Below are 12,936 nucleotides of genomic sequence, written 5' to 3' on the forward strand. Positions count from 1 at the left end.
AAGTGCTTGCATTGGTGCTGGGCCTGTCGGGGAGCGCGGGGCTGGTCGGTTGGCTCTCGGGTGAACCGATCGTTGCGCTCGTCTATCTGGGCGGGCTTGCGTTGCTGGGCGCACTGGTGGCCCTGCTGCTGCGCCTGCGGCCTGAGCCCGAGGCGCCAGAACTCGCCGTGCCCGACTGGTCGGTGACCTTCGCCGCGATCGAGCGCGAGGATGAGGCCGTGGCGATCACTGATCGCGCCGGGCGGCTGGTCTGCGCCAGCACGCGCTTTGCCGAATGGTTCGGGGCATCGGCGACGCCGCCGCATCTTCCGCTCGATCCCGAGGCGCTGGCCCAGATCGAGATGGCAGCACGCGCCGCCTGGCGTGACGGACGTGCGCGCACCGACAACCTTCGCGCGGCGCCAGGCACGCTGGTGCTGGAGGTGCGGCGCGCGGGCCGGGGCGAAAACTACCTGATCTGGCGCTTCGTTCCGATGGCGGACGATGATCTCGTGGCCGAAATGGCGGCGGAAGTGGGGGGCAAGCTCGGTCGCGCGTTGACGCGTGAGGGCGTGCAGTGCGCGCTGGTCGCGCCCGACGGACAAGTGCTGGCTGCCAACGCAGCCTTCGCCGCGCGGGCGGCGGGCCGCGAGACGGCGGATCTCGTCGGCACCGACTTCGTGTCTTGGTTCTGCTCAGACGAGCACGAACGCATCTTCTACGCCAGCGAAGGGGCCAAAGGGGCGCCAGTGCGGTTTGTCCACGTGCCGGTGGCCGATCCCGACGTGCCGGGCGATGTCGATCCGGCGAGCGTCCCTTCGTTTTTTCTGCTGCTCGACGACCAGGGCGGGATCGGCGATCCGCGCGCGGGCCTGCCGCAGGTCGAGGCGCTGCTGGCCCGTTTGCCGCTGGGCCTTGCCATGACCGACCGCGACGGGCGGTTCCTGTTTGCCAACCGCGCATTCCTGCGCGCGGCAGGCCACGATGATCCCAATGTCCCGCCGCCCTATCCTTCCGACCTGGTGATCCGCGAGGACAAGGGTGCGCTGGCCGATGCGGTGCGCCGCTATGCGCAGGGCACCCCGACATCGGGCGACGTGGCGGTGCGGCTGCGCGCAGCGCCGCAGGAGCCGGTTTCGCTCAACATGGCGGCGGTGCGCGGCATGGGCGATGGCGCGGTGCTGCTCAGCCTCAAGGATTCGACCGAGGAGACGCGCCTCAAGCGCGAGATCGCGCAAGCCACGAAGATGCAGGCGGTGGGCCAACTGGCCGGTGGCGTGGCGCACGATTTCAACAACGTGCTGACCGCGATCATCGGCTATTGCGACCTCATCCTGATGCGCCACACGCCGGGCGACAGCGATTACGACGATATCCAGCAGATCAAGGCAAATTCGAACCGAGCCGCGTCGCTGACTCGGCAGCTGCTGGCCTTCTCGCGCCAGCAGACGCTGCGCCCCGAAGTGCTGCAACTGCCGGACGTGGTGGCTGAGGTTTCCACCCTGCTCAAGCGCCTGCTGGGCGAGAAGATCAGCCTCCAGGTCACCCACGACCGCGACCTGGGATTCGTGCGTGCGGACCCGGTGCAGCTTGAACAAGTACTGCTCAACCTTGCCGTCAACGCGCGCGATGCGATGGCCGACCTCAAGGGAGGAGGCACGCTCCGCCTGATGACCCGGCGCGTAACCGCCGACGATGTGCGCGCGATGAAGAGCGAGATCCTGCCGATCGGCGACTATACCGCGCTGGTGGTCGAAGATACCGGCCATGGCATCAAGCCCGACCTCATCGGCAAGATCTTCGAGCCGTTCTTCACCACCAAGGAGAAGGGCAAGGGCACGGGCCTTGGCCTGTCGACCGTCTACGGCATCGTCAAGCAGTCGGGCGGGTTCGTCTTTGCGACAAGCGACGTGGGCAAGGGCACGCGCTTCACGATCTATCTGCCGGTCCACGTGCCCGACCCTGCCGAAGCGGCCGAAGCGGCCCGGCCCAAGGCCGAAGGGCGGCGCACCGAATGGAGCGGCGGCGGGCGCGTGCTTCTGGTCGAGGACGAAGACACCGTGCGCGCCGTGGCCGAACGCGCGTTGGTGCGACAGGGCTATGAAGTGACGCCCGCCGCCGATGGCGAGGAAGGGCTGGAAGCGCTCGAGCGGATCATCGCGGGCGGCGGCGATGTCGATCTGGTGGTATCGGACGTGGTCATGCCCAGCATGGATGGCCCCGCCATGGCGCGCGAGATCCGCAAGCTGCGCGGCGACCTGCCCGTATTGTTCATGTCGGGTTATGCCGAGGAACAGTTGCGGCGCGAGATCGACATCCCCAACATGCATTTCCTGGCCAAGCCGTTCAGCGTCGCGCAAATCGTGGCGGCAGTTGAGGACGTATTGCGGGGCGGCTGATCATTGCTGTTCGCACCGCAATGGTGAAATATTTCTGATTTCGCCTGCGATGGGTTTGCTGCTGTGCTGAGCTTCGCTTATCGATGCCCTCGACTGCATCAGGGGGGATCATGGCTATCAACGGTACGGCGGGTAACGACAGGCTGGTCGGCACATTCTCGTCAGAAACCTTTGGCGCAGGCGATGGTGACGACGTCATTGTTGGTGGTGGCGGCACCGACGTGGTCGATGCGGGCGCTGGCGATGATCTGATCAACGCGGCGGGTCGCATCGATGGCGGAGACGGCGTCGATACCCTGTATTTCGTCTATTCACCGTTTTCCGCTGGCACTGATCCCGTGGACTTTGATCTGGCGATTACCACGGTCCGCAGGGTGGGCGGTATATCGCTGCAATTGAGCAATGTCGAAAATGCGTTCGTGCAAAACGAGCTTTCCGCCATCCGCGGCACCGAAGCCGATAACTATCTGGCCGTCCTGAGTGGCAGCATGTTCGGTCGCGGTGGCAACGACGTGCTCTCGGTCGCGTCGCTGCGGCAGGGAACGACCTACGACGGCGGCGATGGAATCGATACCCTGATGGTGGGGTCGGACTTGTCGACCGGCATTCCGGTCGTGCTTTCGCTGGCGGCGGCTTCATCCCAGTACACGCTCATCAGCATCGAAAATCTCGGCGGGGGTGGCAAAGCCGATTCGCTGACCGGCAATGACGCCGACAACATCCTGGCGGGTGCTGGCGGCGACGACCTGTTGATCGGCGGCGCGGGCAATGACTCGCTCTATGGCGATGGGCGCTGGATGCTGTCGCTGGTCGACAAGGGAGATTATACCTACCCCCGTTTTGGCCGTACCACGTTGGTCGAGGATTTGCCGACGGTTGCCGGCGATGACCAACTCGAAGGCGGCGCGGGCGATGATATCCTTGCGGGCGGCAGCGGAAACGACACGGCTGTCTACGCCCATGCCGGAGCGGCCGTCGTGGTCGATCTCATCACGGGCAAGGCCACCGGCGGCGATGGCGCCGACACGCTTCGGGGCATCGAGAACGTCATCGGCTCTGCCTATGCCGACCGACTGATCGGCAACGGCGATGCCAACCTGCTCGATGGCGGAAAGGGTGCCGATACCATGACGGGCGGCCTCGGCGATGATGTCTATGTCCTTGACGACACTGGCGATGTGGCGGTCGAAGAGGTGGGCGGAGGCAACGATACCGTTCGCATCAACCGCAGCTATGTCGTTGCCGCCAACATCGAGAACGTGACGCTGACGGGTAGCGCAAATATCGACGCCACTGGCGATGCAGGCGTTAACGTGCTGACAGGCAATTCCGGGATCAACGTGCTGACCGGCGGCGCGGGCGACGATGTCTACAAGGTGCAGAACGAAGGCGACCGGGTGGTCGAGAAGGCTGGCGAGGGGGTCGACACCGTCGTGGTCAGCGGCACTTATACGCTGGGCGACAATATCGAGAACATGGTGCTGGTGGGCTATGGCCAGGGCACCGGCAACGCGCTGGACAACCGCATCGAGGGCTCTGCGCAGAACAACGTGCTCGACGGCGGGGCCGGGGCCGACATCATGGTGGGCGGCGACGGCGGCGATATCTACTACGTCGACAATGTCGACGATCAGGTCATCGAAGCGCGAGGCGGCACGCGCCTGAACTATCTCGACGAGGTCCGCTCCAGCATTTCGTATGTTTTGCCCACGAACCTCGAGCGGTTGGTGCTGCTGGACGGTGCGATCGCAGGGACCGGCAACGACAGCATCAACACGATTATCGGCAACGATGGCGACAACGTGCTCGATGGCAAGTACGGGCGCGACACGCTGGAAGGCGGCAAGGGCAACGACAGCTACTATATCAGCGAGACCCTGGAAAACGCGATCGAGAAGCCCGACGAGGGCATCGACACAGCCTATGTCGTGTTCGGCACGGGTTACGCCCTCGCCGCCAACATCGAGAATGGGACTTCGGGATCAACCAACGGTGTCGCGATCGCGGGCAACGAACTCGACAATATCCTGACCGGCGGCATCGGGGACGATAACCTGGATGGCCGGCTGGGCCGGGATGTCCTTCAGGGTGGCAAGGGCGACGACTACTACAGCCTGCTGCAAGATAGCGTCGACACCGTCATCGAACAGGCGGGCGAGGGCTTCGATACTATCGACGCGGCTTTCGACACCACGCTACCCGACAACGTCGAGCAACTTTTTCTGGAGGGCGATGCGCTCGTCGGCACGGGCAATGCCGGGAACAACACCATCATCGGCAATACGCTCGACAACGTGCTCGACGGCAAGGGCGGCGACGACCTGCTCAAAGGCGGGCAGGGGCGAGATGTCTACTACGTCGACAGTTCGGCGGATCAGATCTTCGACGATGGCGGGAGCGGCGACGAGGCCTTCGCCTCGGCGAGCTTCTCGCTCGAAGGCACCAATGTCGACAGGCTGACGCTCACCGGCAGGGCTGTGCGGGCCGAGGGCAATGGATCGGCCAACCTGCTGATCGGCAACGCCATCGCCAACGACATCGACGGCGCAGGCGGTGACGATACGATGCGTGGTGGCTTGGGTGACGATACCTATTGGGTCGATTCCAAGGGCGATATCGTAGAAGAGCGTGCCGGCGAGGGAAAGGACACGGTGCGCGCGCGCATCGATTATGTCTTGCCCGGAAATGTCGAGAATGGAGCGGTGGACAGCGCGGCAGGGAAGAAGCTGACTGGCAACACCCTGGCCAACGTGCTGACTGGCGGCGCGGGGGCCGACATCCTCGATGGCCGCGCGGGTCTGGACGTGCTGCGCGGTGGCCTGGGTGATGATACCTACGTCTTGTCCGAGGCGTTACAAGACACCGTGACGGAAAAGGCCGGGCAAGGCTTCGACACGGTTCGCGTCGTGGCCGACTACCGACTTGGGGACAACGTCGAGCAACTCATTCTCGAGGGCGTCGCGCTCGTAGGTACCGGCAATGGCCTCGACAACACGATCATAGGCAATTCGCTCGACAACGTGCTCGACGGCAAGGGTGGCAACGACCTGCTGAAAGGCGGCGAAGGGCGAGATGTCTACTACGTCGACAGTTCGTCCGACCGCGTGCTGGATGCGGGCGGCGAGAAGGATGAGGTCTTTGCTTCGGCCAGCTTCTCGCTGGAGGGCACCAATGTCGACAGGCTGACGCTCACCGACAGCGCGGTGCGGGCCGAGGGCAATGGATCGGCCAACCTGCTGATCGGCAACGCCATCGCCAACGACATCGACGGCGCAGGCGGTGACGACCGGATGCGCGGGGGGCTCGGCGACGATACCTATCGGGTCGATTCCAAGGGTGATCTGGTCATCGAGCGGGTGGGCGAAGGCGTCGACACTGTCCGTGCCAGCATAGCCTACGTCCTGCCCGACAATGTCGAGAATGGCGTGGTGGACAGCGTTTCCGGTTTGAAGCTGACCGGCAACGGCCTTGCCAACGTGCTGACCGGCGGCGCGGGCGCCGATATCCTGCTGGGCGGCGGTCGCCGTGATGTGCTGGTCGGCGGCGATGGCGACGACGTGCTCGATGGCGGCACGGGCGCGGACCGGATGGAAGGCGGCGCAGGCTTCAACACCTTCCGCGTCGACAATGGAGACGATGTCGCCACCGGCGACGGGCTGGTCCGGGCGAGCGTGAGCTGGACGCTGGGCGAGCAGCGCGATCTCGTCCTGCTTGGCGCCGCAGCGCTGAACGGCGGGGGCAACGCGCGCGCCAACCACCTGACCGGCAACGACGCAGCCAATGTCCTGTCCGGCAAGGGTGGAGATGACGTTCTAGACGGCGGCGCAGGGGCCGATCGGCTGGATGGCGGGGATGGCAACGACCGTCTCGATGGCGGACTGGGCGACGATAGCCTGATCGGCGGCGCGGGCGACGATGTCTACGTGGTCGATGCCAGAGGCGATGTCGTGACCGAGGGCGCGGACGCGGGGCGCGACACCATCGTCGCAGGGATCGACCTGACGATGGCTGCGAACGTCGAAATCGCGACGGCCAATGGGACCGGAGCGCTGACGCTGACCGGCAACGCGGGCGACAACCTGATCGGTGGCAATGGCGGGGGCAACCTGCTTGACGGGGCCGACGGCAAGGATTCGCTGTTCGGATTCGGCGGTGCGGACACCTTGCGCGGCGGCGCTGGAGACGACTTGCTGATCGGCGGCGGCGATGCCGATACGCTGACCGGCGGGGTCGGCGCGGATATCTTCGTCGTGGGAATGGGCGGCGATGGCGACGCTATCACCGATTTCGTCTCGGGCGAGGACAAGCTGGTGGTGGTCAATCCCTTCGTCACGGGGCAACTGCTGGTCGGTGGATTGCGGCTGGGGACATCGGCGCTGGATGCCGACGACGTGGCGATCTATGATAAGGCGTCGGGCAAGCTCTACGCCGATATCGATGGCAACGGGCCGAACGAAAAGATGCTGGTGGCAACGCTTGCGCCCGGGACCGAACTGAAGGCGGGCGATATCCAGCTGATCCTCGATGGCGATTTCGCGGCGCAGGTTGCGCCCGCGCTGGACCTGCTGCTGATCTGACCAGTGAGCCTCGGCGCAGCGGTGCGCGAAATGCTGCTGAATTGGAGAGAACGCCGGCGGCGGGGCACGAAAGACCAACCTCCGGTTGCATCGGTGCCGCTGAAAAATGGCGCGAATGCAGGGGTTTGGCGGAGACGTCGCCAATTTGGCGGAAAATTTTTGTTCTCCTCTTGTTCGATCGGAACAAAGTAGATACAAATGTCCCTGTTGACGGTTCGTGTGAGCCAACTCTAGGCAGGAGACAGCAGGCCATGGCGGCGCAGCTCAAGCTCATTCAGGAAGGCAAAGACAAGGACATGGACCGTCAGAAGGCGCTCGACGCAGCCCTGGCCCAGATCGACAAGGCATTCGGCAAGGGATCGGCCATGCGGCTCGGCTCGAAAGAGGCGATGCAGGTGGAAGTCATCTCGACCGGCTCGCTCGGGCTCGACATCGCCCTGGGCGTTGGCGGCTTGCCGCGTGGGCGCGTGATCGAAGTCTACGGGCCTGAAAGCTCGGGCAAGACCACCCTTGCGCTGCACGTGATTGCCGAAGCGCAGCGCGGTGGCGGGACGGCGGCGTTCGTCGATGCCGAGCACGCGCTCGATCCGGTCTATGCCAAGAAGCTGGGCGTCAACATCGACGAACTGATCGTGTCTCAGCCCGATACCGGCGAACAGGCGCTGGAAATCGTCGATACGCTGGTGCGGTCCAATGCGATCGACGTGCTGGTGGTCGATTCGGTGGCGGCTCTGGTGCCGCGGGCTGAAATCGAGGGTGAAATGGGCGACAGCCATGTCGGTCTGCAGGCGCGACTGATGTCGCAGTCGTTGCGCAAGCTGACCGGCTCGATCAGCCGTTCGCGCTGCATGGTGATCTTCATCAACCAGCTGCGCATGAAGATCGGCGTGATGTATGGCAACCCGGAGACGACAACGGGCGGCAACGCCCTCAAGTTCTACGCCTCGGTCCGCCTCGACATTCGCCGCACCGGCCAGATCAAGGACCGCGATGAGATCACCGGCAACGCCACGCGCGTGAAGGTCGTGAAGAACAAGGTAGCGCCGCCGTTCAAGCAGGTCGAATTCGACATCATGTACGGCGAGGGCATCTCGAAGATCGGCGAGATCCTCGATCTTGGCGTGAAGGCGGGGCTCGTCGAGAAGTCGGGTGCCTGGTTCAGCTACGACAGCATTCGCATCGGGCAGGGGCGTGAGAACGCCAAGACATTCCTGCGCGAGAACAAGGAGCTTTGCGACCGCCTGGAAGCCGCGATCCGCGGCCGCACCGAGCAAGTCGCAGAAGGCCTGATGACGGGTCCGGACGCGGACGACGACATCTGAGCCTTTGGGTGGTGGGCGAAGTTCGATCGCCCGCGCCGGACAAAAAAGCGGCGCGTTCCATGGGCGGAACGCGCCGCTTTTTTGTCCGGTGATGGCATCGCGGACGACCTAGTCACCATGGCGTAACGCCTCCATTCGGGTGGCCATGACAAGGCGCCATGACAGCGCGAGCGACCCGCCGGGCAAGCATCGGAGCAGCTTTGCCGCGACGCACCGCACTGCCGCCGAGGGCACCCGTCGGCCTGTGGGCGACAAAGCAGGGCACCGTTCGCATGGCTGCCAACGCACGTTCCCTGGAATTGCGGAAGTGATGAGCTGGCAACACGTGTTCGACGTGCGACCGGGGCTCTATCTCCGCTTGTCGGCCTTCTGCACTAGGCGTAGCAAATCCGTCATGACCAATGCAGGCGACTGGCAAGGCGGCGTCGGCCGCAACTGGGCGGCGGAATGGCGCCGCACCGATCGCTCCTTCGCGGCGCTGACCCCGAGGCTCGTGGGGTCTGCGCTGGAACAGCCCGGCACGCGCATCGTCGATATCGGCTGCGGCGCGGGCGAACTCTCGCTCGCGCTGGCCCGGCTGCGGCCCGATGCGAGGGTCACGGGAATCGACTTGTCAGAAGCGCTGCTCGACGTCGCGCGCGAAAGGGGGGAGGCGCAATCCAACCTGACTTTCGAGCAGGCCGACGCCTCGCGGTGGAGCAGCACCGATTCGCCGCCCGATCTCTATGTCTCACGCCACGGCGTCATGTTCTTTGATGATCCGCCCGCGGCCTTTGCCCACTTGGCGCGGGTTGCGGCGCCGGGGGCACGGCTGGTGTTCTCGTGCTTCCGCTCGGCTTCCGAGAACGGCTGGGCGGCGGACATCGCCCGCCTGCTGCCGCCTCCACAGCCCCAGACAGCGCAACCTTTGGGTTTCCCACCCGGCCCGTTCGCCTTCGCTGACCCTGACCGCGTACGCATCTGCCTTGCCGGGTGGACGGATATCACGTTCGAACCGCTCGATTTTTCCTATGTTGCGGGGGCAGGCGACGCACCCGTGGCCGATGCGCTTGCTTATTTCCAGCGAATCGGTCCGGCTGCGGCGGCGATCCGCAATCTGCCGCGCACCGCGCGCGCTTCGTTCGAAGCCAAGCTTGCCGAACTGGTCGAATCGCGACTTGCGGGCGGACAAGTGACCTTTCCCGCGGCCGCCTGGCTGGTGACCGCCACCGTCGATCCATCCGGACGTTGAATCGTGCTTGTTCCGCGCCGAACGCTCGCCTAATTCGCGCAGCATGACGTCGACGAACGAAATCCGCCGCTCCTTCCTGGAATATTTCGGCTCTGCCGGGCATGACGTGGTGCCGTCGGCACCGCTCGTGCCCTACAACGACCCAACCCTGATGTTCACGAACGCGGGCATGGTCCCGTTCAAGAACGTATTCACCGGGCTGGAAACGCGTAGCGTGCCGCGCGCAACGTCTTCGCAGAAGTGCGTGCGCGCGGGCGGCAAGCACAACGATCTCGACAACGTGGGCTACACCGCGCGGCACCACACTTTCTTCGAGATGCTGGGCAACTTCAGCTTCGGCGATTACTTCAAGGAGCAGGCGATCACTCACGCCTGGACGCTGCTGACGCGCGAATGGGCGCTGCCAAAGGACAAGCTGCTCGTCACCGTCTATCACACCGATGATGAGGCGTTCGAGCTGTGGAAGAAGATCGCCGGGCTGTCGGACGATCGCATCATCCGCATCGCCACCAAGGACAACTTCTGGGCGATGGGCGACGAAGGTCCGTGTGGGCCCTGTTCCGAAATCTTCTACGATCACGGCGACCACATCTGGGGAGGCCCCCCGGGATCGAAGGATGAGGACGGGGACCGTTTCATCGAGATCTGGAACCTTGTGTTCATGCAGTTCGAGCAGGCCGCGGGCGAGATCGTCGGCAACCTGCCCAAGCCGAGCATCGATACCGGCATGGGGCTGGAGCGTATCGCCGCCGTGCTGCAGGGCGAGCATGACAACTACGATACCGACACGTTCCGTGCGCTGATCGCTGCGAGCGAGAGCCTGACCGGCGTGAAGGCCGAAGGGCCGACGCAGGCGAGCCACCGCGTGATCGCAGACCACTTGCGCTCGACCAGCTTCCTGCTGGCCGATGGCGTGTTGCCGAGCAACGAAGGGCGCGGCTACGTGCTGCGCCGCATCATGCGCCGCGCCATGCGCCACGCCCACCTGCTGGGCGCCAAGGACCCGCTGATGCACCGGCTGGTTGGCGCGCTGGTGACCGAGATGGGCCAGGCCTATCCCGAGCTGGGCCGCGCGCAGCCGCTGATCGAGGAAACCTTGCTGCGCGAGGAAGTCCAGTTCCGTCGCACGTTGTCGAACGGGTTGAAGCTCCTCGACGAAGCGACGGGAACGCTAGGCGAGGGCGACAAGCTGCCGGGCGAAACCGCGTTCAAGCTCTACGACACCTTCGGCTTCCCCTACGACCTGACCGAAGACGCCTTGCGCGCACGCGGCATCACGGTCGACAAGGACGGCTTTGACGCAGCGATGGCGCAGCAGAAGGCTGCGGCGCGTGCGGCCTGGAAGGGTAGCGGGCAGGCGGCTGACAGCGAGGTCTGGTTCGACATCGCCGAACGCAACGGCGCGACCGAGTTCACCGGCTATACTGCCACCACCGGAGAAGGCGTGGTCGTTGCACTGGTCAAGGACGGCAGTGAAGTGGCCGAGGCCGCCGCCGGCGACGAGGTGGTGATCCTCACCAACCAGACCCCGTTCTATGGCGAAAGCGGTGGCCAGATGGGCGATACCGGGACGATCGCCACCAACGAGGGCCTCAAGATCACCGTGACCGACACGTCCAAGCCGCTGGGGCGCCTCCATGCGCACCAGGGCAAGGTCGACGCGGGCACGATCAAGGTGGGCGATGCCGTGCTGCTGGCTGTCGACGTGGCGCGGCGCGATGCCACGCGCGCCAACCATTCGGCCACGCACCTGCTGCACGCAGCGCTACGCAATCGCCTTGGCGGGCACGTCACGCAGAAGGGGTCGATGGTCTCGGCTGAACGCCTGCGTTTCGACTTTTCGCACCCGACCGCCCTTTCGGCGGAGGACATCGCCTTCGTCGAGGCCGAGGTGAACGCTGAAGTGCGCGCGAATGAGGCCGTGACCACGCGTTTGATGAGCCCCGACGAAGCTATCGAAGCGGGGGCCATGGCGCTGTTTGGCGAGAAGTACGGTGATGAAGTGCGCGTGCTGTCGATGGGCCGCACCGCCGACAAGCAGTATTCGGTGGAATTGTGTGGCGGCACTCACGTGCGTGCGCTGGGCGATATCGGCGTGTTCCGCATCGTGTCGGAAAGCGCAGTGTCGAGCGGCGTGCGCCGGATCGAGGCGCTGACGGGCGAAGGCGCGCGGGCCTGGCTGGTCGATCGCGAGGAGAAGCTCAAGGGCACGGCGAGCCTGCTGCGCACGACACCCGACGATGTCGAGGCGCGCGTGGCGGCGCTGCTGGACGAGCGGCGCAAGCTGGAGCGCGAACTGGCCGAAGCGAAGAAGGCGCTGGCGCTGGGCGGCGGTGGCGCGGCGGCTGCTGTGGCGGACGAAGAGATCGGCGGCGTCAAGTTCTCCGGGCAGGTGCTTGATGGGCTTGACCCCAAGGAACTGCGCGGGCTGCTCGATCAGGCCAAGCAGCGCATGGGTTCGGGCGTGGCGGTGATCGTCGCGGTCAACGATGGCAAGGCGAGCATTGCCGCTGCGGTGACCGAAGATCTGGTCGGCAAGGCCAGTGCGGTCGACCTGGTGCGCGCTGGCGTCGAGGCGCTGGGCGGCAAGGGCGGTGGTGGCCGTCCCGATATGGCGCAGGGCGGTGGCCCGGACGGCAGCAAGGCCGCCGATGCAATCGCGGCGGCGAAGGCCGTGCTGGCGGGCTGATCGCCTTCGGGATTGCAGAAGATCAGGGGAGGGCGAAAGTCCTCCCCTTTTTCGTGGCAGGGCGCGGCGTATCAGCCGGTGTCGAGCAGGGTCAGGTTTTCCAGAAGCGCTTCGAGATGCGCGCGACCCAATCGGCTCCACACGTTGTAGGTGCAGGTCTGTCCACCGACGCGGACGTAGGCGAGCGAATTGAGCCCGTAACCTTCGGGATTTTCGGCGGGATAGGGTGCCGCGCCTTCGAGGCCGTAACCGGCGAAGGCGGGCTGGGGCAGGCGTTGCAGACCGCGCATCATGGGCCACTGCCCGGTCAAACGCGCGCGATGGTCTTTGGCCGGTGCGTTGTCGTCAGGCAGCAGCGCGACACCGGCCAGGCCGAAGGCGCTGCGGCGACCGGGCTGGTCCCATGCAATGGCCCAACCACCGGAGAAGCGCGCCGCGCGCGGTGTGCCTTTGGCGCCAGCAGTATCGCGGAAGTGCAGCGGCGCGCAGTGGGCGCGGTTTTCGGCCTTGCGCCATTGGCTCAGAATCAGGCGCTCGGCGGGAGGCAAGAAGCTGGCTGTCGGGCTGGAAATCGCGACGGGTAAAGGTTCCGGGGCGGGCGCAGTCGGTGTGGGAGGTGCGTCGGCGGTCGATGTCGCCGACGCTTGCGGCGGTGCGCGATCGCAGGCGGTGATGAGCAGCAGGGAAGCGAGAGCTGCGGCAGTGGCGGGCAGGTGGTGCATCACCCCACCAACCCCTG

At 65.3% G+C, this 12,936-nt stretch carries 6 protein-coding genes; 5 read left to right on the forward strand and 1 reads right to left on the reverse strand.

All coding sequences use genetic code 11. The annotated features are described in order from the left end of the window. Positions 1–17 precede the first annotated feature (17 nt). The 5 genes from K3A84_RS10915 to alaS all read left to right on the forward strand — a co-directional run bounded on the left by K3A84_RS10915 (position 18) and on the right by alaS (position 12,197). Positions 18–2,378 carry a hybrid sensor histidine kinase/response regulator gene (locus K3A84_RS10915; protein ID WP_449867090.1) on the forward strand — a complete coding sequence of 787 codons (2,361 nt, stop codon included), beginning with the start codon at positions 18–20 and terminating at the stop codon, positions 2,376–2,378. Positions 2,379–2,488: 110 nt separating this feature from the next. Further along, positions 2,489–6,955, forward strand: coding sequence for a beta strand repeat-containing protein (locus K3A84_RS20525; protein ID WP_318248298.1), 4,467 nt, complete (start codon positions 2,489–2,491; stop codon positions 6,953–6,955). A 251-nt stretch (positions 6,956–7,206) separates the two neighbouring features. Next, positions 7,207–8,277, forward strand: coding sequence for a recombinase RecA (gene recA, locus K3A84_RS10935; protein ID WP_225009363.1), 1,071 nt, complete (start codon positions 7,207–7,209; stop codon positions 8,275–8,277). A gap of 394 nt (positions 8,278–8,671) precedes the next feature. Further along, the gene (locus K3A84_RS10940; protein WP_225009364.1) at positions 8,672–9,508 is read left to right on the forward strand and encodes a class I SAM-dependent methyltransferase; all 837 of its coding nucleotides are present in this window, start codon (positions 8,672–8,674) and stop codon (positions 9,506–9,508) included. 43 nt (positions 9,509–9,551) lie between these two features. Then, complete coding sequence (alaS, locus tag K3A84_RS10945) at positions 9,552–12,197, forward strand: alanine--tRNA ligase (RefSeq protein ID WP_225009365.1); 2,646 nt, start codon at positions 9,552–9,554, stop codon at positions 12,195–12,197. A 71-nt stretch (positions 12,198–12,268) separates the two neighbouring features. On the opposite strand, the gene K3A84_RS10950 is transcribed toward alaS, so the two are convergent. After that, positions 12,269–12,919 (reverse strand): hypothetical protein, encoded by a 651-nt coding sequence (locus K3A84_RS10950; RefSeq protein ID WP_225009366.1) that lies wholly within the window; start codon positions 12,917–12,919, stop codon positions 12,269–12,271. Between the last annotated feature and the right edge of the window lie 17 nt (positions 12,920–12,936).

Source organism: Novosphingobium percolationis (assembly GCF_020179425.1).
GTDB classification, from domain to species: domain Bacteria; phylum Pseudomonadota; class Alphaproteobacteria; order Sphingomonadales; family Sphingomonadaceae; genus Novosphingobium; species Novosphingobium percolationis.